The 20,579-nt window shown below is 69.1% G+C and carries 20 protein-coding genes; 10 read left to right on the forward strand and 10 right to left on the reverse strand.

Annotated elements, in window-relative coordinates; genetic code table 11:
* Nucleotides 1-47 precede the first annotated feature (47 nt).
* Both mutY and P6F26_RS00105 read left to right on the forward strand, forming a co-directional pair.
* Nucleotides 48-1,091 carry an A/G-specific adenine glycosylase gene (mutY, locus tag P6F26_RS00100; protein WP_278026855.1) on the forward strand — a complete coding sequence of 348 codons (1,044 nt, stop codon included), beginning with the start codon at nt 48-50 and terminating at the stop codon, nt 1,089-1,091.
* A 59-nt stretch (nt 1,092-1,150) separates the two neighbouring features.
* Complete coding sequence (locus tag P6F26_RS00105) at nt 1,151-2,284, forward strand: alkane 1-monooxygenase (protein WP_278026592.1); 1,134 nt, start codon at nt 1,151-1,153, stop codon at nt 2,282-2,284.
* A gap of 9 nt (nt 2,285-2,293) precedes the next feature.
* Here the strand turns inward: P6F26_RS00105 and P6F26_RS00110 are convergent, their stop codons facing one another.
* From P6F26_RS00110 to P6F26_RS00130, 5 genes are all read right to left on the reverse strand, one after another.
* On the reverse strand, nt 2,294-2,929 hold the full coding sequence (locus P6F26_RS00110; protein WP_278026593.1) for an NAD(P)-dependent oxidoreductase: 636 nt from the start codon (nt 2,927-2,929) through the stop codon (nt 2,294-2,296).
* Nucleotides 2,930-2,987: 58 nt separating this feature from the next.
* Nucleotides 2,988-3,659: a cupin domain-containing protein gene (locus P6F26_RS00115; RefSeq protein WP_278026594.1), complete on the reverse strand. Its 672-nt coding sequence runs from the start codon at nt 3,657-3,659 to the stop codon at nt 2,988-2,990.
* Between the two features lie 61 nt (nt 3,660-3,720).
* Nucleotides 3,721-4,821: a site-specific DNA-methyltransferase gene (locus tag P6F26_RS00120; RefSeq protein WP_278026595.1), complete on the reverse strand. Its 1,101-nt coding sequence runs from the start codon at nt 4,819-4,821 to the stop codon at nt 3,721-3,723.
* Nucleotides 4,822-4,926: 105 nt separating this feature from the next.
* Entirely contained in the window at nt 4,927-5,556 is a 630-nt protein-coding gene (gene rnhB, locus P6F26_RS00125) for a ribonuclease HII (RefSeq protein WP_278026596.1), read from the reverse strand.
* Nucleotides 5,557-5,655: 99 nt separating this feature from the next.
* Complete coding sequence (locus P6F26_RS00130) at nt 5,656-6,108, reverse strand: hypothetical protein (RefSeq protein ID WP_278026597.1); 453 nt, start codon at nt 6,106-6,108, stop codon at nt 5,656-5,658.
* Nucleotides 6,109-6,339: 231 nt separating this feature from the next.
* Between P6F26_RS00130 and P6F26_RS00135 the strand changes: the two genes are divergently transcribed.
* Together P6F26_RS00135 and P6F26_RS00140 are read left to right on the forward strand one after the other, a co-directional pair.
* Nucleotides 6,340-6,645, forward strand: a complete 306-nt coding sequence (locus P6F26_RS00135; RefSeq protein WP_278026598.1) for a hypothetical protein — start codon at nt 6,340-6,342, stop codon at nt 6,643-6,645.
* Nucleotides 6,617-7,318: a winged helix-turn-helix domain-containing protein gene (locus tag P6F26_RS00140; protein ID WP_278026599.1), complete on the forward strand. Its 702-nt coding sequence runs from the start codon at nt 6,617-6,619 to the stop codon at nt 7,316-7,318. The genes P6F26_RS00135 and P6F26_RS00140 overlap by 29 nt, the downstream gene beginning before the upstream one ends.
* On the opposite strand, the gene uxuA is transcribed toward P6F26_RS00140, so the two are convergent.
* The 4 genes from uxuA to P6F26_RS00160 are packed head-to-tail and all read right to left on the reverse strand — an operon-like array spanning nt 7,313 to nt 11,644.
* Nucleotides 7,313-8,509 (reverse strand): mannonate dehydratase, encoded by a 1,197-nt coding sequence (gene uxuA, locus P6F26_RS00145; RefSeq protein WP_278026600.1) that lies wholly within the window; start codon nt 8,507-8,509, stop codon nt 7,313-7,315. The two genes, P6F26_RS00140 and uxuA, sit on opposite strands and share 6 nt — an antisense overlap.
* Complete coding sequence (locus P6F26_RS00150; protein WP_278026601.1) at nt 8,506-9,573, reverse strand: Gfo/Idh/MocA family protein; 1,068 nt, start codon at nt 9,571-9,573, stop codon at nt 8,506-8,508. Before P6F26_RS00150 ends, uxuA begins: the two co-directional genes overlap by 4 nt.
* A complete protein-coding gene (locus P6F26_RS00155) occupies nt 9,570-10,577 on the reverse strand; it encodes a Gfo/Idh/MocA family protein (RefSeq protein ID WP_278026602.1) in 1,008 nt (335 codons plus the stop codon). Before P6F26_RS00155 ends, P6F26_RS00150 begins: the two co-directional genes overlap by 4 nt.
* Nucleotides 10,574-11,644, reverse strand: a complete 1,071-nt coding sequence (locus tag P6F26_RS00160) for a Gfo/Idh/MocA family protein (RefSeq protein WP_278026603.1) — start codon at nt 11,642-11,644, stop codon at nt 10,574-10,576. The genes P6F26_RS00155 and P6F26_RS00160 overlap by 4 nt, the downstream gene beginning before the upstream one ends.
* 105 nt (nt 11,645-11,749) lie before the next feature.
* On the opposite strand from P6F26_RS00160, the gene P6F26_RS00165 reads away from it, so the two are divergent.
* From P6F26_RS00165 to P6F26_RS00180, 4 genes are read left to right on the forward strand one after another with little or no spacing between them, the layout of a single operon-like run.
* Nucleotides 11,750-12,457 carry a GntR family transcriptional regulator gene (locus P6F26_RS00165; protein WP_278026604.1) on the forward strand — a complete coding sequence of 236 codons (708 nt, stop codon included), beginning with the start codon at nt 11,750-11,752 and terminating at the stop codon, nt 12,455-12,457.
* The gene (uxaC, locus tag P6F26_RS00170) at nt 12,454-13,845 is read left to right on the forward strand and encodes a glucuronate isomerase (protein WP_278026605.1); all 1,392 of its coding nucleotides are present in this window, start codon (nt 12,454-12,456) and stop codon (nt 13,843-13,845) included. The genes P6F26_RS00165 and uxaC overlap by 4 nt, the downstream gene beginning before the upstream one ends.
* A gap of 3 nt (nt 13,846-13,848) precedes the next feature.
* On the forward strand, nt 13,849-15,180 hold the full coding sequence (locus P6F26_RS00175; RefSeq protein ID WP_278026606.1) for a mannitol dehydrogenase family protein: 1,332 nt from the start codon (nt 13,849-13,851) through the stop codon (nt 15,178-15,180).
* Nucleotides 15,181-15,224: 44 nt separating this feature from the next.
* Nucleotides 15,225-16,940 (forward strand): ABC transporter permease, encoded by a 1,716-nt coding sequence (locus P6F26_RS00180; protein WP_278026607.1) that lies wholly within the window; start codon nt 15,225-15,227, stop codon nt 16,938-16,940.
* A gap of 79 nt (nt 16,941-17,019) precedes the next feature.
* On the opposite strand, the gene P6F26_RS00185 is transcribed toward P6F26_RS00180, so the two are convergent.
* Entirely contained in the window at nt 17,020-18,036 is a 1,017-nt protein-coding gene (locus P6F26_RS00185; RefSeq protein WP_278026608.1) for an extracellular solute-binding protein, read from the reverse strand.
* A 184-nt stretch (nt 18,037-18,220) separates the two neighbouring features.
* Here P6F26_RS00185 and P6F26_RS00190 point away from each other — a divergent pair, with 184 nt between their 5' ends.
* Together P6F26_RS00190 and P6F26_RS00195 are read left to right on the forward strand one after the other, a co-directional pair.
* Nucleotides 18,221-19,396 carry an MFS transporter gene (locus P6F26_RS00190; RefSeq protein ID WP_278026609.1) on the forward strand — a complete coding sequence of 392 codons (1,176 nt, stop codon included), beginning with the start codon at nt 18,221-18,223 and terminating at the stop codon, nt 19,394-19,396.
* Between the two features lie 115 nt (nt 19,397-19,511).
* Nucleotides 19,512-20,534 (forward strand): aspartate-semialdehyde dehydrogenase, encoded by a 1,023-nt coding sequence (locus P6F26_RS00195; protein WP_278026610.1) that lies wholly within the window; start codon nt 19,512-19,514, stop codon nt 20,532-20,534.
* Nucleotides 20,535-20,579: the final 45 nt, after the last annotated feature.

The following is a 20,579-nucleotide window of genomic DNA, read 5'->3' on the forward strand; positions in this document are numbered from 1 at the left end:
ATGGGGGCGGATAACTCTTGCGTGACGCGGATATCCAAGGCGCGCTGATGCAATGGTATGACACCCATGCGCGGGATCTGCCATGGCGCGTCCCCCCGCGCGCGCTCGCGGCGGGCCAGCGTCCCGACCCCTACGCCGTGTGGCTGTCGGAGGTGATGCTTCAGCAGACGACGGTTGCAGCGGTGCGCGACTATTTCCACCGCTTCACGACCCGATGGCCGACCGTGACGGACCTCGCCCGCGCCGCGGACGCCGATGTCATGGCCGAGTGGGCTGGCCTCGGCTACTACGCACGGGCGCGGAACCTGCTGAAATGCGCGCGCGTCGTGGCCTTCGAGATGGACGGCGTGTTCCCCGGCACCGAGGAGGGACTGCGCGACCTTCCCGGGATCGGCCCCTATACCGCGGCGGCCGTCGCGGCGATCGCCTTCGACAGGCCCGCCCCGGTGCTCGACGGCAATGTCGAGCGGGTGATGGCGCGGCTTTTCGCGGTGACGGACCCCCTGCCGGGATCGAAGCCCCGGCTCATGGCGCTTGCCACGCGGCTTACGCCCGCGACGCGCCCCGGCTGCCATGCGCAGGCGGTCATGGACCTTGGCGCGACGATCTGCACGCCGAGATCGCCCGCCTGCGGGATCTGCCCGGTCATGGCGGCCTGCGCGGCGCGACGCGAGGGCATCGCGGCGGACCTTCCCGCCAAGACCCCGAAAAAGGCCAAGCCCACGCGATACGGCATCGCCTATCTCGTCCGGCGCGAGGACGGCGCCCTCCTGCTGGAGACGCGCCCGCCCAGCGGCCTTCTTGGCGGAATGCTGGGATGGCCCGGCAGCGCATGGACCGAAGGCGCGCCCGACCCCGCCGCGCCGGTCGATGCGGACTGGCACGATCCGGGGCTCGAGGTGCGTCACACCTTCACCCATTTCCACCTGCATCTGTCGCTTCGCCTCGCCAGCGTCGGTGTCGGCGCTGCACCGGATCGCGGCGCCTTCGTGCCGCGGCACGATTTCCGCCCCTCGGCGCTTCCGACCGTCATGCGCAAGGCCTTCGATCTGGCGCGCGACCGATGGCCCGACGGCGTGTCCGGGGATTGACGCAAGGCCGCACGCCGAGGATTCTGCGAACCATCCTCGTCGAAGGGAAAGAGACGACCATGGCGCTTGCGGCACGGCTCGGCGCGGCGAAGGCGGCGCTTCCATTCTGGCTTTCGCTGGCGCTGGTGCCGCTGATCGTCCTTGCCGCCAGCCTGGGCGGTTGGTGGCTTCTGCTGGTGCCGCTCAGCACATGGTGGCTATTTACGATCCTCGACGCGGTCGGGGGCCTCGACATGGAGAACGCGGACCCCGCGACACCGGACGGGGACCTGTTCTGGCACAAGCTCGTGACGCTGGTGTGGTTCCCGCTTCAGGCAAGCGTCGTTTTCGGAATGATCTGGTTCGCGCAGACCTCGGGAACCCTGAGCCTCGCGGAAAAGCTGGGTCTCTTCTTCGGCGTCGGCGTCCTGTCGGGAACCATCGGGATCACCTATGCCCACGAGCTGATGCACCAGAAAAGCAAGCTGGAGCGGCGCCTTGCCGACCTTCTGCTGGCCTGCGTGCTCTATTCGCATTTCCGCTCCGAGCATCTTCTGGTCCATCACCGCTACGTCGGCACCCGCCGCGATCCGGTGACGGCGCGCTACAACGAGGGATTCCATCGCTTCTTTCCCCGCGTCCTGCGCGAAAGCCTCGTCTCCGCCGTCCGGGCGGAAAAGGCCATGCTGATGCGCAAGGGCCTGAGCGCGTGGCACCTGTCGAACCCGTTCTGGCGTTTCGCGGCCTACCAGGGCGGTTTCCTTGCGCTGGCCTACATGCTTGGCGGCTGGGGCGGCGTGGGGCTGTTCGCGTTCCAGGCCTTCGTCGCGGTCTGGCAGCTGGAGCTGACGAACTACGTCGAGCATTACGGCCTGACGCGGAAGCACCTCGGCGACGGCCGCTACGAACACGTCCTTCCGCGACATTCGTGGAACGCGTCGCACAAGGTGTCGAACTGGCTCCTGATCAACCTGCAGCGTCATTCCGACCACCACTACAAGCCCGACAGGCGCTTTCCGCTTCTGCAGACCTATGGCGAGGACGAAGCGCCGCAACTGCCCTTCGGCTACCCGCTGATGACGATGGCGGCGATGGTCCCGCCCCTGTGGAAGCGCATGATGAACCCGCGGGTCAAGCAGTGGCGGCGCGCGCATTATCCCGAGATCGAGGATTGGCACCCCTACAACAAGGCGCTGAACCCCGCGCCGCGCTGAGGCGCCGGATCAGCGCTGAAGCGCGGGTGTCTGGTGCACGAAGGACCCGTCCTCGGCGGCCCGCACGAGGAAATGCGCCACGTCGGACCGGCTGACGATGCCCTGCCTCCAGGTCGAGGGTTCCACCAGGACGTGGTATTGCCCGGTCATCCGGCCATCGGTCAGGATGCCGGGACGGGCGATGGTCCAGTCTAGGCCGGAACCCCGGATCAGCTCTTCCTGCAACTCCTTGTCCGCATAGGCACGGCCGAGAAACGCCTTCATCGTCAGCCGCTCGGGCGTCGAGAGCCGTGCGTTGCTGTCGCCGGTCCCGAAGCCCGTGACGGTCAGAAGCCGCCTCACGCCAGCGTCCTGCATCGCCGGGATCAGGGCCTGCGTGACCGACGAGAACAGCGTCGTCGGCTTCAGCACGCGCAGATCGCGCGGAACGCCGAGCGTGAGGATCACGGCGTCGGCGCCCGCGACGGCGCGCGCGAGCACTTCGGGGTCGGTGGCGTCACCCGGCAGCTTCTCGAGCGCCTCGCTGTCGATCTCGATCCTGTCCGCGCTGCGGGCAAGGGCGCGGACTTGGTGACCGCGCTCCAGCGCGTAGTCCACCACCTTGCGTCCGATGCCGCGGCTTGCGCCGATGACTGTCAGTTTCATGCCGATGCCTCCGTGTCAGCGCCCGGGCAGCGAGGGCCCGGGCCTCGACGGTCGAATGTCAGGCCGCCATCGCGTCCGCGAGGTGCCCGGTCTTGACGTAGAGCAGGCAGCCCTCGTCCGTCGCCGGCGCGTGCCGGAAACCGTCGGGGTTCCTGATCCAGGTCCCGGCGGGATACGTTCCGTGCTCGTCCGAGAACGAGCCTTCGAGCACGAAGACCTCCTGCCCACCGGAATGGGCGTGCGCGGCAAGCCGCGCGCCCGCGTTCCAGCGCTGCAGGGTCACGTCCTCGCCGGGCACGGAATGGAGCGGCAGGATGGCCACGCCCTCCTCGTCGGCGTCCGCGAACCGCGCCGCGCCGGTATCGACGACCTTCTGTTCGGTGTCTTCGGGGTCGAACTGGTGAAGCTTGACCAGGATCGTGGCGCCCTCCGGTCCGATATGCGGGCGGTGCGACGTGCCGATGGGATTGCGCACGTAGGTGCCCGCCGGATAGTCGCCCGCCTCGTCCGAGAACACGCCTTCCAGCACCAGGTATTCCTCGCCGCCGCCGTGGGTATGGGCGTCGAAGGCGCTCATCGGCGCGAAACGGACGAGCGAGGTGGCGCGCGCCACCTCCTCGCCGATGCGGTCCAGCATCATGCGCTCGACGCCGGCGGCGGGCGAGGTGACCCATTCGCGGTCCTCGGGCCGGATCACCACGCGGCGGGAAAAATCTGCGTTCAGTCTCATCGTCTGCACCTCCGTCTCCCTCAGGGAGATGGGGGCCGACGCGCTGCGGGCAAGGCCCCCGTCAGGCCGTCATCTCGGATCGCACCTGCTGGCGCAGGACGTCGATGGGCACCGTCTTGCCTTCGCGGCGGAAGTGCCAGTACGTCCAGCCGTTGCACGAGGGCGCGCCCTCCAGCTCGGCGCCGACCTGGTGGATGGACCCCTTCACCTGATCCGCGATCAGGGTCCCATCGGCCCGCACCTTGGCCATCTGGCCACGCGCGTTCACCAGCATCTCGCCGGGACGCAAGAGACCGCGCTCGACCAGCTGGCCGAAGGGAACGCGCGGCTCGGCGCGCTTGGACGTGCTGACCTCGAGCGCCGAGGTGTCGTAGGGCCGGACGCGCGCGAGGCGCTTCTCGGCGATCTCGCGATAGGCGGCCTCGCGCTCGATCCCGATGAAATCGCGGCCGAGCATCCGGGCCACCGCGCCCGTCGTCCCCGTTCCGAAGAACGGGTCGAGCACCACGTCGCCGGGCTTCGTCGTCGCCACGAGGACCCGGTGCAGAAGCGCCTCGGGCTTCTGCGTGGGGTGTGCCTTCTCGCCGTTGGCGTCCTTCAGGCGTTCGCCGCCGTTGCAGATCGGGATCACCCAGTCCGAGCGCATCTGGATGCCCTCGTTCAGGGCCTTCAGCGCCTCGTAGTTGAAGGTGTATTTCGCGCCTTCCGCCTTCGACGCCCAGATCATCGTCTCGTGCGCGTTGGTCAGGCGCTTGCCGCGGAAGTTCGGCATCGGGTTCGACTTGCGCCAGACCACGTCGTTCAGGATCCAGTATCCCTGGTTCTGCAGCTCCGCGCCGACGCGGAAAATGTTGTGGTAGCTGCCGATGACCCAGATCGCGCCGTCGGGCTTCAAGAGCCTGCGCGCGGCGGCCAGCCACTCGCGGGTGAAGCGGTCGTAGGTGGCGAAGCTGTCGAACTGGTCCCAGTGATCGTCGCAGGCATCGACCATCGTGTTGTTCGGACGGTGCAGCGTGCCCTTGAGCTGAAGGTTGTAGGGCGGGTCCGCGAAGATCAGGTCGACGGACGCCTCGGGAAGACTGCGCATCGCCTCGATGCAGTCGCCATCCAGAATTTCATTGAGCGGCAGGGACACTGCCGCGGCTTTCTTCGTTTTCGTCATCACTGCCTCTGATCCGGCGCCTCTTCGGGCGCGTCTTGTTGCCCACAGAATCGCGCAAAGGCGAATCGGCGTCAATTTCTTTTTTGGAATCAGGAGGTTGCGCGATCAGTTGCACAACATCTGGTGTACCGGCGCGAAAGAACGCCTATGGTGCGGGGTAACCCCCAGATGTTGGAGGGCGCGCCTGTGCTCGACCGTGGCGTAGCCCGCGTTCTTCGCCCAGCCGTATCCGGGATAGGCAGCGTCAAGTTCGGCCATGACACGGTCGCGGGCGACCTTGGCGACGATCGAGGCGGCAGCGATCGACACGCAAAGGCCGTCGCCGCCGACGAGCGGCGTGGACGGGCACGGCAGGTTCGGCGGGCAGCTGTTCCCGTCGATCAGCACGTGGCAGGGCCTGTTGGGCAGCGCCTCGATGGCGCGGCGCATGGCGAAATGCGTCGCGTTGAGGATGTTCAGCGCGTCGATCTCCTCGACGCTGGCCCAACCGATACCGACTTGCGCGGCACCCTCCAGTGACGAAAGCAGCTCTTCGCGGCGCCCGCGGGCGAGCACCTTGGAATCGTTCAGCCCCTCGGGAATGCACGTCGCGTCCAGCACGACCGCGGCGGCGGTCACGGGACCGGCGAGCGGCCCGCGCCCCGCCTCGTCCACGCCGGCCACGAACCGTGCGCCGGCCGCAAGGAGCGAACCTTCATGCGCGTAGTCGGGTGTGGGCGTCGCTTTCGGGGCCATGCGGTCTCATCACATGCCACGGCGCTCCGCACAAGGAAGGGCGGCGATGCGCCGTGCACCGCCGCCCTTTCGGCCAACCTTCGGATCGGCGAACGCCCGTCAGGGACGGAACCCGGCCTCCCGCTGCCAGCCGTTCTGCGCAAGGCAGCGACCGCCATAGATCATCCGCGGGCCGCGCTGCGTCTCGACGCGGCGAAGGCAGTTCTGCGGAAGCGCCGCCGGACGGGCGACGTTGTTCTGCATGCAGCGCCGGACATAGCCGCGGAAGTATCCGTTGCGGTCATGGCCCTCGATGAAGCAGCGCGCCGGCGCGACCAGCGGCTGCGGTCGGTGCGGCTGCTGCGGCCGGTGGCCGTAGTTGCGGCGCGGGGTGGCGTCCCGGTCGTCGTTCCGGATCGCCTGCCCGATGGCATAGAGGGCGATGAGCCCGCCGATGATGGCGACGACCTCGTCGTTGTTGGCGCGGGCGGGCGCGGCCGAGGCCGTCACGCCGCCGAGCGCGAGGCTCAGGGCCAGGCCTGCGGCGGTCAGGGTTCGTGCGATACGGTTCATGGCAGTGCTCCTGTCGTGGTCTGCGGGGTCCGCGCCAGCGCTCGGCGAGCGCCGTGGCGGGCGATGCAGGCAGGGTCGCGCCGGCCGTCGCGGGCACGCAATAACGGCGCGGGGCTATCCGATAACCGGCGCCGGCCGGGTCTTTGTCATTGAGTGTCGGGCCCCGGACGTGCCTCTGTCGGCGGCAGGACCTGTGGACGCAGAACCCCGCTTGCAGTACGAGGGCAGCCCATGACGACACCGTTTCGAACCATCCTCCTGTCGGGCCTCGTGGCCGGGATGTCGGCCTTCGCGGCGACGCCTGCCGCGGCCGCGTGCTACGCGGATTACCGCGCCCGAACGGAGGATCCGCTCAGGCTTCATTACGGCGTGATCGAGGTGCCGGACGCGGCCTGTTCCGTTTCGGCGGCAGCGCCCTTGATCGCGCAGCGCATCGGCGCCGACGGCTGGCAGCTTCTGCAGGTGATCTCGGTCTTCGACGAAAGCGGTCTGGATGCGAGGAGGCCCGATGCCGGAGCGTACTTCCTCCGTTACTGAGGCGCGGATCGCCTCGTCCCGCGTCATCCAGATCGGCATGGTCGCGATCGTCGCGATCCTCGTGGTGTCGGCGGTGGTCCTGTTCGTGAACCTGCCCGACGCGGACGCCTTCAATGCCGCCGTGACGGACATTTTCGTGAACGCCGACGTGCGCGACCCCGACGCCACCCGGATGCTCGAGATCCTCGCCGCGACCGGCACCACGTTCTCGGGCGTCCTCGCCAGCTACCGGGCAGTGATCTTCGTCCTGATGGTCTTCGCCTCGGCGCTTCTGATCGCGTGCCTCGTGTTCCTGGCCACGATCGTCACGCTCAACCGCCGCATCCGCGAGATCGAGCGCCAGGGGATACAGGTCTCTTCGCTGATCCTCAGCCGCGAGGAACGGGTTGTGCTGATCAACAACCTCGAGTTCAAGCTGACCGACGCCGCGATGGAGACCCTGTCGGTCCTTGCCGAGGCGCGGCTGGACGACGAGGTCCTGACCGGCGCGCAGATCGAGGCGATGGTGTCCGGCAAATCCGAAATCGACGTGGACGAGGCGTCTGGCGCGACCCGGATCAAGCGGCTGCGAGACACGCTGGGCAACCAGATGGTCAGCGAGCTTCTGGTGAAGAACATCGCCCGGCGCGGCTATGTCCTCGCCATCGATAAGGACGTGATCAAGATGCTATGACGGCCCATGGCCTATCGCGGCCATTACGCCGCGAAGCTCGGCGAGGCCCCGCATCCGGCCGACGAGGGGATAGCCGGGCTGCCCCCTGCGCCGGACGTCGTCGAGCAGGTCGTGCCCATGATCGGGACGCATCGGGATCTCGGCGTCAGGCCGCCCGGCGGACCGGCGCCGCGCCTCTTCGGCCATGAGCGCGCGGATCGTGGCCACCATGTCCGTGTCACCGTCAAGGTGCGCGCTTTCCTGAAAGCCGACGCGAAGGCCAGCCGCCCCGGCATCGCGCCGCGTGTTGCGCAGGTGCACGAAGTGGATCCTGTTGCCCAGCGCTTCCACGAAGGCCACCGGGTCGAAGTCCGCCCGCACCCCGAGGGACCCGGTGCAAAGCGTCGCGCCGTTGGCCGGTGACGGCACGGCGTCCAGCACCTCGCGGTAATCGTCGAGCGTGGACATCACCCGCGGCAGGCCCAGAAGCGGAAACGGCGGATCGTCCGGATGACAGCAGAGCTTCAGTCCAAGCTCTTCCGCCACGGGCACCACCTCGCCGAGGAAAGCCACGAGGTTCGCGCGCAGGCCGCGGGGATCGACGCCGTCATAGTCCGCGATGCGGGCGCGCACGTCGTCGAGCGTCCAGCTTTCGTTGGAGCCGGGCAGGCCCGCGGTGACGTTGGCGGCAAGCGCCTCGGCGCGCGCGCCGTCGATGTCGGCGGCTCGGCGCGTGGCCTCGGCGACGACATCGGGGGAATAATCCGCCTCGGCCCCAGCACGCTTCAGCAGGTGCAGGTCGAACAGGGCGAAGTCCACGAGGTCGAAGCGCATCGCCGTCCCGCCGTTGGGCAGTGGCTCGCGCAGGGCCGTGCGCGTCCAGTCGAGCACCGGCATGAAGTTGTAGCAGATCACGCGCGGGCCGCCGGCGTCGGCCACGGCGCGCAGGCTGGCGATCCAGGCCTCCACATGCGCCTTCCACGGGCCGGTGCGCGTCTTGATCGGTTCGGACACAGGGATGCTTTCGATCACGTCCCAGTCGAGGCCCGCAGCCTCGATCAGGGCGCGCCGCCCGGCGATCTCGGAGGCCGTCCATGCCGTGCCCGACGGGACGTGGTGCAGTGCGCTGACGATGCCGCGCGCACCCGTCTGGCGGACTTCGTCGAGGGTGATCGGATCGGGCGGGCCGAACCAGCGCCAGGTCTCCTTCATGTCGTCCTCTCCGGTTGCCAGCCGTTCCAGAACGGGTGCGCGGGGCCGAGCGGGAGGGAAACCGCCTCGCCCGTTCGCGCGGAGGCGTAGATCGCCGTGACAAGTTCGATCGACGCGCGTCCGTCCTCGAAACTCACGGCGGCGGACGCCCTGCCCGCAAGGCTTTCCGCGACCGCGTCGAGGTATCCCGCGAAGCCCGGTCGCGCCCCCGAATGCGCCGCGACGATCCGGTCGACCTCTTCCTGCCGCTCGGGGTGACGCGTATCGAAGCGCCAGACGCCCGTCGCCGGGGAATAAGGAACGGTGTCGCTGGTCGCCGTGAGGTCGCGAAACACGAGCCGCATCCGGGTTTCGTCCCGCGCCGCGCCCAGCGTCACCGACGACGTGGCGAGCGATCCGTTCGCGAAGCGCAGCGCGATGGCCGCGCAATCGTCCGTCTCGATGGGGTTCGCCAGCGTGGCAAGCTGCGCCTGGACCACCGCGACGGGCCCGAAGAAGCGGCACAGAAGGTCGTGCGAGTGGATGGCATGGCCAAGCACGGCGCCACCCGCCTCGCCGGCCCAGGTTCCGCGCCAGGGCACGGCGTAGTAGCCGGCGTCACGGTTCCAGTGCGTCTCGAGGCTCGCCGCGACGGGAGGGCCGGCAAGGCCCGCTTCGACGAGGGCGTCCAGCGCCGCGAACGCGGGCCCGAAGCGGTACTGGAAGACCGGAAAGAGCATCTTGCCGGACCCCATCATGGCCGCGCCGATGGCGTCGACCTCGGACAGGCTCCGGGCGAGCGGCTTTTCGCAGATGACGTGCTTTCCGGCCTCCAGCGCCGCGATTGCGACCCTCGCGTGCAGGTGCGGCGGGAGGCAGACGTCGACAAGGCCGATGTCGGGATCGGCGAGCACGGCGTCGATGTCCCCGGTCAGACGGATCGCGGAATCGGCGGCCGTGACCACCCTCGCCCGGTCGAGGTCCAGATCGCATAGCGTGGCGACCTCGAAACGGTCGGGAAGGGCCCGGTAGCCGGTCAGATGCTCGGCACCGATGCCGGCGCCCAGGATCGCGACGCGGATCATGCCGCGCCCTCGGCCATGGCCTGCGCCTGCAGCGCAAGCTCCATCACGGTGAAGGCATGGGTCTGCGACATCGCGGTTTCCGTGCGGCCCCGGACATCCGCGACGATCCGGCCGAAATAGGGCAGTCCGGCATCCCGCGCGTCGATCGCCTCGCAGCGCGCGCCGTTCACGAGGATAAGGGTGTCGGTGCCCTCGCGCCCTGCGACGTCGACGTATTTCCGCAGCTCGATATACCCCTCGGTGCCCAGGATCGTCAGCCGCCCGTCGCCCCATGTGGGCAGAGCGTCGGGCGTGAACCAGTCCACGCGGACATAGCCCCGCCCCCTTTCCGACCGCAGGGCGATCTCGCCGAAGTCCTGCAGGCCGGGGTCCTCGGGATGGGCGTAGTTGTCGACGGCGGCGTGGACGATCTCGGCGGTGTCGGATCCCGTGAAATGAAGGAACTGGTCGATCTGATGGCTGGCGATGTCCGTCAGGATGCCGCCATAGGCCTCGCGGTCGAAGAACCATGCGGGCCGCGTCGCGCGGTTCAGCCTGTGCGGCCCAAGGCCGACGGTCTGGACGACCCGGCCGATCGCGCCCTCCGCGACGAGTTCGGAGGCAAGCGTGACCGACGGCACCTCGAAGCGCTCGGAGAAGTCGACGGACCAGATCCGCCCGGTCTCGGCCTGCACGCGGCGCAGCTCGGCAAGCTGTTCCAGCGTGGTGCAGCCTGGCTTGTCCACCATGACGTCCTTGCCGGCCCGCATAGCCTCGATCGCGAGGGCGGCGCGGTCCCGCGGAATGGCGGCGATCACCACCAAGTCGATGTCCGGGTCATCGAGAAGGGCGTGGCGATCCGCGGACCGGGAAAGATCGGGAAAGCGCTTGCGATACCCTGCCTCGGTCTCGGGATGCCCCTCGGTCCACCAGCCGGCGCATCCGGCGCCGGCGGCCAGAAGATGCTCGGTCATGCCGAATGCATGCCGATGGTCGATGCCGATGACGGCGAAACGGATGCTCATGATCCCCGGCTTTCTTCTATAAGATTTACGCTTCGTCCGTCCCGCGCCGAGCGGGTGATCGCGTCGATCAGGCGGTGCGCGGCAAGCGCGTCGGACCCGGTGACGGCGGGAGGGCGGCCCTCCCGCAGGGCGGCGGCGAAATCCTCGAGGATCGACCTGTGCCAGTCGTGGGTGAAGGCCATCGGGTCCGCCCCGCCGCCGGTGGTCGCGGCCGCGCCATGCCGCTCGCGGGTGCCGTCGCGCCAGGCGACGTCGAGGACGCCCTCGGCAAGCCGCAGGCTCGCGGCGTCGAAATGCAGCGCGATGGATTCCGAGCCGCCGGGATAGCTTGCCGTGGTGGCGGCCAGCCAGCCCGCCGCCCCGCCCACGAAGCGCAGGCCCGCCACGGCAACATCCTCGGCCTCCATGTCGTGGAACCGCGTCGTCGCTGTCATCGCAGTCACCTCCGTGACGGGGCCGGCCAGCGCAAGCGCAAGGTCGATCGTGTGGATCGCCTGGCTGATCAGGACGCCGCCGCCGTCGCGCGCATAGGTGCCGCGCCCGGGCTCGTCATAGTAGGACTGCGCGCGCCACCATGGCACCGAGATCTCGACGAGGCCGAGCGCGCCGAGCGCCCCGCCGGCTACGAGCTTGGCGGCTGCGAGCGATGCAGCGCGCATCCGGTGCTGGAACACGACGCCAAGCGGCACGCCTTCGGCCCGGCAAAGCGCCACGACCTCTTCGGCCTCCGCCAGCGTGCGGCCGACGGGCTTCTCCAGAAGCACCGGCTTGCCGGCGCGGGCGAGCGGCCTGACCAGCTCGAGGCGTGCATCGGGCGGCGTCACGATCACCACGGCGTCTACACGCGGGTCGGCCGCGACGGCGTCGAGATCGGGAAAAACGTCGACCGGGGCGCCGAGCGTGGCCGAAGCGTCCTGCGCGAAGCGGGCCGCGCGGTCGGCGGACCGGGCAAGGACGCCGACCAGCCGAACGGGCGGCGTGGCATCGCGGATCGCGAGGGCGTGCGTCCCGGCGACCATTCCGACGCCGATCATTGCAACGCCGAGGGGCGCGTCTGACTGGATCACCCGGTATCCTCCCGTCCCTGGGATAGGGTCGGCCGGCGGGAATTGTCAACTGGCCCGCACACCAGTATACCGGGTTCAGTCATCATCAAGACAGGATACCGCGCCTTGCCCGCAAGCGGCCCACTGACCGATCTCGCCCCGGCGATCCTGGACTTCGATCAGCCGACGGCGGTGCAGATCCACGCAGGCCTGCGCGCCGCGATCCTGTCTCTCGTGCTGCCGCCCGGGACGCGGGTCTCCGAGGCGGAGGCAGGCGCGCGTTTCGGCGCCAGCCGCACCCCGGTCCGCGAGGCGATGACGCGCCTGCGCGACGAGGGGTTGATCGTGACCTGGCCGTCGCGCGGGAATTTCGTGACCCCCTTCTCGGAGGACGGGATCCGCACCGCGCAGTTCATTCGCGAGGCGCTGGAGATGGCGGCGGTGGCGCGCATCGCCGCGAACGGCCTGACGCCCGAGGCCGACAGCGCCCTGACCGAGGCGCTGACCGCGCAGGAGGCCGCGATGGCCGCGAGTGACGCCACGGCCTTCCAGGCCGCCGACGACGCCTTTCACGCCGCGCTCGCCGAGGCGACAGGCCTTGTCCGTGTCCGCACGCTGGTGGAACGCGAGAAGACCGCGCTCGACCGGTTGCGGGCGCTGCGGCTTCACGATCCGGGGCACCTCGCGGCGCTTCACGACGATCACCGGCAGATCCTGAAGGCGCTGCGCAAGGGCAAGGCCGAGCGGGCGCAGCGGATCCTGCGGACGCATCTCGCCGGGGTGCTCGACGTGCTGGCGGACCTCAAGACGCAACATGCGGAGTATTTCGAATGAGCAGGCCGGCACCGCGCATTGCGACGGTCACGGGAGATGCCGCCGGGATCTTCGAGGCGATCTGCGCCCTGCCCATCGTCTCGCCGCACGGGCATTGCGACCCCGCGTGGTGGGCCGAGGACGCGGCGTTCCCCGACCCGGCCGCGCTGATCGTGACCCCGGATCACTACCTGTTCCGCATGCTCCATTCGCTCGGCGTTCCGCTTGGCGAGATCGGCATCGGCACCGCGCCGGCCGACCGGGACAGTGCCGCGATCTTCCGCGTCTTCGGGCGCCATTGGGACGCCTTTCTCGGGACGCCCACACGGATGTGGCTGGAGCACACGTTCCATGAGGTCATCGGCGTCGACGTCGAATTCGCCGAGGACACGGCCGACGCCGTTCACGAGCAGGTCGCGGCATGGCTGCGCGACCCGGCGAATCGTCCCCGCGCGCTGTTCGACCGGTTCGGCCTGGAAGTCCTCGCGACGACCGATCCCGCGCTGTCTACACTGGCGGCGCACGAGACCATCGCCGCGTCCGGCTGGGGTGGGCGTATCGTTCCGACGTTCCGGCCCGACGACCTGATCGACCCCGCGCGCCCCGGCCATCCCGAAGCGATCCGGACGCTTGCCGAGATGACCGACACCGACGTGACCACCCATGCCGGGTTCCTCGACGCGATCAGGGCGCGCCGGGCCGCGTTCCGCGCGCGCGGCGCCACGGCCACCGACCACGACGTGCCCCGCCTGATGACCGCATGGCTGCCGCGAGCGGAGATCGAGGCGCTTCATGCCAGGGCACGCACCGGCGATCTCTCGTCCGGCGAGGCTGCGGCGTTCCACGGGCACATGCTGACCGAGATGGCGCAGATGGCGGCCGACGACGGCATGGTGATGCAGATCCACGCCGGATCGACCCGGTCCACGAACCGCGCGCTTGCCGACCGCTTCGGGCCGGACATGGGGGCCGACATCCCGCGCGCGACGAACTGGGTCGAAGGGCTGGACGCGCTCCTGAACCGGGTGGGCAACGATCCGCGCTTCCGCCTGATCGTCTTCACGCTCGACGAAGGCGCCTATGCGCGCGAACTGGCGCCGATGGCCGGGCACTGGCCGGCGCTCCGGCTGGGGCCGCCATGGTGGTTCCACGACAGCCTGAACGGCATAAGGCGCTATTTCGACAGGGTCGTCGAGACGGCAGGCTACCGCAACCTCGCGGGGTTCAACGACGACACGCGCGCCTTCCTGTCGATCCCCGCCCGGCACGATCTCTGGCGGCGGGGCGTGGCGCTGCATCTTGCGGATCAGATCGGGCGCGGCGTCCTGCGGAGGGCCGACGCGGACCGGATCGCGCCCCTGCTGGCGCGCGACCTCGCGATCGAGGCCTACCGGCTGGGGGACCGCTAGGGGATGGCCAAGCTCGTGCACCTGGGCCTCGGCAACTTCCACCGCGCGCACCAGGCCTGGTACACGCACATGGCAAATGCGACCGGTCCCGCGTGGCGGATCACCGGGGTCGCCATGCGGCACGGCGGGCTGCGTGACGCGATGGCGGCGTCGGGGTGGGCCTACGATCTCGGCGTTCTCGGGAATGACGGGCTTTCGGTCGGCCGCATCGCGGTTCACGACACGGTCCTCGTCGCCTCCGAGACGCCCGCCCGCGTCCTCGCGGCGCTGGCGGATCCGGTGGTCGCGGGCGTCACGCTGACAGTGACCGAAAAGGGCTACTGCCTGCGCCCCGACGGACGCCTCGACACCGGGAACGCCGCGATCCGGGCCGACCTGTCGCCGGGCACGCCTGTCGGAGCCATCGGCCTCCTTGCCCATGCGCTGCGGCTTCGACAGTCGCGGGGTGCGCCGCCGCTCACGATCCTGTCCTGCGACAACCTTTCGGGAAACGGGCGGCTTCTTCGGCGGGCGGTCGGCGATTTCATCGCGGCCGCGGACATGAAGGCCGATCTTCTCGACCATGCCGCCTTTCCCGACACGATGGTGGACCGGATCACGCCCCGGACCACCGAAGGGACGGTGCGGCGCATGTCCGAGGCCGCGGGCCGCCCGGTGGACGCGCCGGTGATGACCGAGGCGTTCACCGAGTGGGTGATCGAGGACGCCGCCGCAGGGCCGCTGCCGGACTGGGCCCGCGCGGGCGCCCGCTTCGTGCCCGACGTCGCCCCGTTCGAGCGGCGCAAGCTTCTGTTCCTGAATGCCGCGCATTCGGCCCTTGCCTATGGCGGGCTCCTGCGTGGGCACGTTTACGTCCACGAGGCCATCGCCGACCCGGTGCTGCGCGATCTTGTCCGAACGCTCTGGTCGGAGGCCGCGCCGCTTCTGCCCGAGTTCGGTCCGGCCGAGCGCGAGGCCTACCTCGGTGCGCTCGTCGCGCGCTTCTCGGTCGCGGGAATGGCGCACCGGCTGGACCAGATCGCCGCCGACGGAAGCGTGAAGCTGCCACAGCGCATCGTTCCGATCCTGAGGCATCACCGGTTCTCCTGCCCGGCCGCGACGCAGGTCGTGCAGGCGTGGTGGGCCGTGCTCGAGGCGCGCGAAGCCGCGGGGGCCGCGCTCGACGACCCGGCCGAGGATGCCTTGCGCGCCGCCCTGCGCGGGGGCGTAGGCCGCGGCCAAGGTCTTGCCGAGGGGCTACGGCAGATCGGGCTCGGGTCAGGCGACATGTCCGGGGGCTGGCCCGAGGGCTGGCCCGCACACGGCATCGGCGGGCATGCAAGCGGGCGCTCTTAAACGCCGCATTGCATTTCCGCCAAATCCCGACAAAAACGCTCCGGATGGCACATTCCACGAAACCCAGCACAGGGACCGGCGGCGCGCGGCGCCCCGGCGCACTCGGCATCGTGGCCTGGATCGCGACCGCGCTCTGCCTGCTTCCGATGATCGCCGTCGCGCTGGCGGCGGCGGGCAGCGGGCCCGGCGTCGTGACGCGCCTCGCCGAGACCGTCCTGCCGCGCTACGCGGCGACGACGGCCACCCTGGTCGTGATCGTCGGCATCGGCACGGCGGTGATCGGCACGTCCACGGCATGGCTGGTGTCCGCCACGCGCTTTCCGGGCCGCCGCATCCTCGAGATCGCGCTGGCCCTTCCGCTGACCTACCCGGCCTATGTGCTGGCCTACGCCTACACCGACCTTCTCGACCATCCGGGCTGGGTGCAGACGACGCTGCGCGACCTGACCGGCTGGGGCCCGCGCGACTACTGGTTCCCCGAGATCCGCTCGCTCGGCGGCGCGGCGGCGATGCTGACCTTCGTACTCTATCCTTACGTCTACCTGCTGGCGCGCGCCGCCTTCCTGCGCCAGTCCTCCACCGCCTACATCGCCGCACGCACCCTGGGGCAAGGACCGTGGGGCGCGTTCTTCCGCGTCTCGGTGCCGATCGCGCGGCCCGCCATCGCAGGCGGCGTCCTTCTGGCGCTGATGGAAACGCTCGCCGATTACGGAACGGTCGCCTATTTCGGCGTCCAGACCTTCGCGACCGGCATCTACGTCAGCTGGTTCGCCCTGTTCGATCGCGGCGCGGCGGCGCAGCTTGCGCTTTGCCTTCTGGTCGTCGCACTGATCCTCGCGACGCTGGAGCGTCGCCAGAGACAGCATCAGCGCCACCACGACGCCGGTCGCCGCTTCGAACGGATGGAGCCGATCACGCTGCGCGGGGGCGCCGCCGCGGGCGCCATCGCCGTCTGCGGTCTTCCGGTCCTTTTTGGCTTCCTGCTGCCCACGGGCATCCTGCTTGGCCTCGCGTCGGGGTCCGGGCAGCTTCTGTTCACGCCGCGCTATCTCGCATTTCTCCAGCATTCCGTGACCCTCGCCGGCATCGCCGCCGTGCTCACGGTTTCGGCCGCCATCGCGCTGGGGTTCAACTCGCGGCTGCATCCGACCCGCGCGGCCCGCACCGCGATGCGGATCGCGGGCATCGGTTACGCGGTGCCCGGCGGCGTGATCGCCGTGGGTCTCCTGTTCCCGTTCGCGGCGCTCGACAACGCCTTCGACCGCTTCATGGAGGGCAATTTCGGCATCGACACGGGCCTGCTGATCACCGGGTCGATCTGGCTGATGGTCGCGGCCTATATGGTTCGGTTCATGGCCGTCGCGCTGAACACCTACGAATCGGGGCTTGCAACGGTGAACCCCAATATCGACGCGGTGGCGCGCACGCTGGGAAAGTCACCCTCCGGAATGCTGCGCGGCGTGCACCTTCCGATCCTGCGGCCCTCGCTTCTGACCGCGCTTCTGATCGTGTTCGTGGACGTGATGAAAGAGCTTCCGGCGACCCTGATCCTGCGGCCGTTCAACTACGACACGCTCGCGGTGCAGGCGCACAGGCTGGCCTCGGACGAACGCCTAAGGGAGGCGGCGGTGCCGAGCCTCGTGATCGGCGCGGTCGGCCTGCTGCCCGTCGCGCTTCTGTGCTGGAGCATCGGGAGGGAGGCGCGCGTGTCGCGCGATGCCGTCTCGGCGGCGGACGCGCAGGTCGAGCGCATGACGTGACACCCCGGAGGGAACGAAAAAACGGGCGCCGGCAAGGGCGCCCGTTTTCGTCCCGCAGGCCGTAGGTGACCTCAGGCGGTCATTCCCAACCGGCGGTGTTCAGCACTTCGACCGCCGCATCGACTTTCGAGGCGATGTCCGAAAGGTCGATCGTGTCGGGCCGGAAGATCCCCAGCGCCGCGACGGACGGGGCCAGGCCGACGCCCGGAACCGCCGGATATTCGTCGTTGCCCGCCGAGAAATACTGCTGCGCCTGGTCGGACGCGAGGTATTCGAGGAACCGCACCGCGTTGTCGCGGTTCGGCGCATTGGCCGCGACGCCCCCGCCCGAGATGTTCATGTGCGCGCCGATGTCGTTCTGGTTGGGGAACACCCAGCCGATCTGGTCGAGGCTGTCGGACAGGCCCTCGACGTCGGTGCGGATTGCACGAGCGAAGTAGTAGGTGTTGGACATCGCGATGTCGCACTCGCCCGAGACGATGCCGCGCAGCTGGTCCGTGTCGCCGCCCTGTGGATCACGCGCGAAGTTCCCGACCACCGCGTTCGCCCAGTCCTGAACGGCCTCCTGCCCAAGATGCGCGATCAGTGCCGCGGTGATGTTCTGGGTGTAGACGTTCGAGGAGGAGCGGATGCAGACGAGGCCCTCGTATTCCTCGTTCGCGAGGTCCTGGTAGGTCTGCGGCGGGTTCGCCACGTCGTTCTTGTCGTAGAAGATGATCCGAGCACGCTGCGAGAAGGCGAACCATTCGTTGTCGTCGGCCTGAAGGTAGGCCGGGATGCGGGCCTCGAGGACGTCGCTTTCGACGGGCTGCAGAAGCCCCATCTCGGCGGCGCGGGCAAGCCGGACGGTATCGACGGTCAGGAAGACGTCGGCCGGGCTGTTCTCGCCCTCGGCCTGCATCCGGGCGATCAGCTCGTCGGCGTTGCCCTCGATGCGGTTGATCGTGATGCCGGTCATCTCCTCGAAGTCGGTATAGAGCCGCTCGTCGGTGTCGTAGTGACGCGAAGAATAGAGGTTCAGCTCCTGCGCCTGTGCGGCGGTGAGGGCCGAAGCGGCGATCGTCGTGCCGAGAAGGGCCGCGAGAGTGCGTGTCATGGAATGCTCCCTGAAGCTGCTGGTCCGATACCTGAGCATTTTTGTCAGGCGATGGGCGCTTTCTTTCGCAGTTCGCCGAGGGCGTCAAGAATTTCCGACAAAAAAAATCGGATACTCGTCCGCCTTGCCGCCGCCGCCGCGCTTGGGCAGGGTCGCCGGATTGTCCGTCCGAAGGGGTCCGAAGATGCGCGCCGGGATCGCGTTCCTGATCGTCGCTTACATGCTGAGCCAGTTCTACCGCGCCTTTCTCGCCGTGCTCGCGCCGGCGCTCGAGGCCGATCTCGGGGCGACGACGGGCGACCTCGCGCGCGCCTCGGGGCTTTGGTTCGCGGCCTTTGCGCTGATGCAGCTTCCTGTGGGCTGGGCGCTGGATACGCTCGGCCCCCGGCGGACGGCCTCGGTCCTCGTCCTTGCGGGCGCGGCCGGCGGCGCGGTCATGTTCGCCTCCGCCCAGAGCCCCGCAATGATCACGGCGGCCATGGTCCTGATCGGCGTCGGCTGCGCGCCCGTTCTGATGTCCACCTACTACATCTTCGCCCGCACGCTTCCCGCAGCGATCTTCGGGACGCTCGCGGGCGTGACGGTGGGGCTGTCGTCGCTGGGCAACATCCTGTCGGCCGCGCCGATGGCCTGGGCGGTGGCGAGTTTCGGCTGGCGCGAGACGGTGGCGGGCTTCGCGCTGTTCACGGCGCTGATCGCGCTCGGCATCGCCGTCTTCGTGCGCGACCCCCCGAAGCCGCAGGGCGAACCGCGCGGTTCGCTGCTCCAGCTTCTGGCGATGCCCGCGCTGTGGCCGATCCTCGTCGCGATGTTCATCTGCTACGCCCCCGCCGCCGGCCTGCGCGGCCTGTGGATCAGCCCCTATGTCGCCGACGTCCACGGCGCGACGCTGGCGCAGATCGGAACGGCGACGCTGATCATGGGGCTGGCGATGGTAGCGGGCAACTTCGCCTACGGCCCGGTGGACCGGTGGGTGGGCAGCCGGAAGATCCCGATCCTCGTGGGCAATCTCGGCGTGGCGGTCCTTCTGATGACGTTCTGGATCGCGCCGCCGTCCGGCTTCGCGGGCACCGTGGCGCTTTTCGCCGTCATCGGCCTGATGGGCGCGTCCTATCCCATCGTGATCTCGCATGGCCGCAGCTTCCTGCCCGCCCACCTGACCGGGCGCGGGGTGACGCTGTTGAACCTGTTCGGGATGGGCGGGGCGGGCGTGATGCAGTTCGTCTCGGGCCCGCTGCAGGCGAGCTTTGCCGAAAACCGCCCGCCTGCCGAGGCCTATGGCGCGCTTTTCGCCACGATCGGCGTCTGCATCCTCGTGGGATGCGCGGTCTACGCGTTCAGCCGCGATACGGCGTCCTGACCGCGCGGCCAGGGGACGGCGCGCAACGCGGTCGCGAGGAACAGGCGGCGACGGGCTTTTCTATGCCCCTGTCTTGCGGTAAGCGCGCCGCACCCGCATCCGGAAGGACAAGATCATGGGCTACCGCATCGTCGTCGCAGGCGCCACGGGCAACGTGGGCCGCGAAATGCTGAACATTCTCGCCGAGCGCGAGTTCCCGGTGGACGAGATCGCCGTTCTGGCGTCCCGCAAGTCCCTCGGCACCGAGTGCAGCTTCGGCGACAGGACCCTGAAGACGCAGGACCTCGACACGTTCGACTTCACCGGCTGGGACATGGCGCTGTTCGCCATCGGCTCGGAGGCGACGGCGAAATACGCGCCGAGGGCGGCCAAGGCCGGCTGCGTCGTGATCGACAACTCGTCGCTCTACCGCTACGAGCCCGACATCCCGCTCGTGGTGCCCGAGGTGAACCCCGAGGCCGTCGAGGGCTATGCCAAGCGCAACATCATCGCCAACCCTAACTGCTCGACCGCGCAGATGGTCGTGGCGCTGAAGCCGCTGCACGACCGCGCGCGGATCAAGCGTGTCGTCGTCTCAACCTACCAGTCCGTCTCGGGCAGCGGGAAGGACGCGATGGACGAGCTGTGGAACCAGACCAAGGGCATGTATGTCCCCGGTCAGGAGGTCGCGCCCTCGGTCTATCCCAAGCAGATCGCCTTCAACGTCATTCCCCACATCGACAAGTTCATGGAGGACGGGTCGACCAAGGAGGAATGGAAGATGGTCGCCGAGACCAAGAAGATCATGGACCCGAAGATCAAGGTCACGGCGACCTGCGTGCGCGTGCCCGTCTTCGTCGGCCATTCCGAGGCGATCAACATCGAGTTCGAGGATTTTCTCGACGAGGACGAGGCGCGCGAGATCCTGCGCGTGGCCCCGGGCGTTCTGGTCGTCGACAAGCGCGAGGACGGCGGCTACGTCACGCCCATCGAATGCGTCGGCGACTACGCGACCTTCGTCAGCCGCATCCGGCAGGATTCGACGATCGAGAACGGCCTGAACCTCTGGTGCGTGTCCGACAACCTGCGCAAGGGCGCCGCCCTGAACGCCGTGCAGATCGCCGAGACGCTCGGCAACCGGGTGCTGAAAAAGGGCTGACGCGCGGGCGTTATTGAATAGCCGCGCGTTTGGGGGAACCTTCGG

It is taken from the genome of Roseicyclus salinarum (assembly GCF_029624655.1).
Lineage (GTDB): Bacteria > Pseudomonadota > Alphaproteobacteria > Rhodobacterales > Rhodobacteraceae > Roseibacterium > Roseibacterium salinarum.

Bases quoted from the DNA above. Each gene is read 5' to 3' on its own strand.
- mutY (WP_278026855.1), top strand. From the start codon at position 48: ATGCAATGGTATGACACCCATGCGCGGGATCTGCCATGGCGCGTCCCC.
- P6F26_RS00105 (WP_278026592.1), top strand. From the start codon at position 1,151: ATGGCGCTTGCGGCACGGCTCGGCGCGGCGAAGGCGGCGCTTCCATTC.
- P6F26_RS00110 (WP_278026593.1), bottom strand. From the start codon at position 2,929: ATGAAACTGACAGTCATCGGCGCAAGCCGCGGCATCGGACGCAAGGTG.
- P6F26_RS00115 (WP_278026594.1), bottom strand. From the start codon at position 3,659: ATGAGACTGAACGCAGATTTTTCCCGCCGCGTGGTGATCCGGCCCGAG.
- P6F26_RS00120 (WP_278026595.1), bottom strand. From the start codon at position 4,821: ATGACGAAAACGAAGAAAGCCGCGGCAGTGTCCCTGCCGCTCAATGAA.
- rnhB (WP_278026596.1), bottom strand. From the start codon at position 5,556: ATGGCCCCGAAAGCGACGCCCACACCCGACTACGCGCATGAAGGTTCG.
- P6F26_RS00130 (WP_278026597.1), bottom strand. From the start codon at position 6,108: ATGAACCGTATCGCACGAACCCTGACCGCCGCAGGCCTGGCCCTGAGC.
- P6F26_RS00135 (WP_278026598.1), top strand. From the start codon at position 6,340: ATGACGACACCGTTTCGAACCATCCTCCTGTCGGGCCTCGTGGCCGGG.
- P6F26_RS00140 (WP_278026599.1), top strand. From the start codon at position 6,617: ATGCCGGAGCGTACTTCCTCCGTTACTGAGGCGCGGATCGCCTCGTCC.
- uxuA (WP_278026600.1), bottom strand. From the start codon at position 8,509: ATGAAGGAGACCTGGCGCTGGTTCGGCCCGCCCGATCCGATCACCCTC.
- P6F26_RS00150 (WP_278026601.1), bottom strand. From the start codon at position 9,573: ATGATCCGCGTCGCGATCCTGGGCGCCGGCATCGGTGCCGAGCATCTG.
- P6F26_RS00155 (WP_278026602.1), bottom strand. From the start codon at position 10,577: ATGAGCATCCGTTTCGCCGTCATCGGCATCGACCATCGGCATGCATTC.
- uxaC (WP_278026605.1), top strand. From the start codon at position 12,454: ATGAGCAGGCCGGCACCGCGCATTGCGACGGTCACGGGAGATGCCGCC.
- P6F26_RS00175 (WP_278026606.1), top strand. From the start codon at position 13,849: ATGGCCAAGCTCGTGCACCTGGGCCTCGGCAACTTCCACCGCGCGCAC.
- P6F26_RS00180 (WP_278026607.1), top strand. From the start codon at position 15,225: ATGGCACATTCCACGAAACCCAGCACAGGGACCGGCGGCGCGCGGCGC.
- P6F26_RS00185 (WP_278026608.1), bottom strand. From the start codon at position 18,036: ATGACACGCACTCTCGCGGCCCTTCTCGGCACGACGATCGCCGCTTCG.
- P6F26_RS00190 (WP_278026609.1), top strand. From the start codon at position 18,221: ATGCGCGCCGGGATCGCGTTCCTGATCGTCGCTTACATGCTGAGCCAG.
- P6F26_RS00195 (WP_278026610.1), top strand. From the start codon at position 19,512: ATGGGCTACCGCATCGTCGTCGCAGGCGCCACGGGCAACGTGGGCCGC.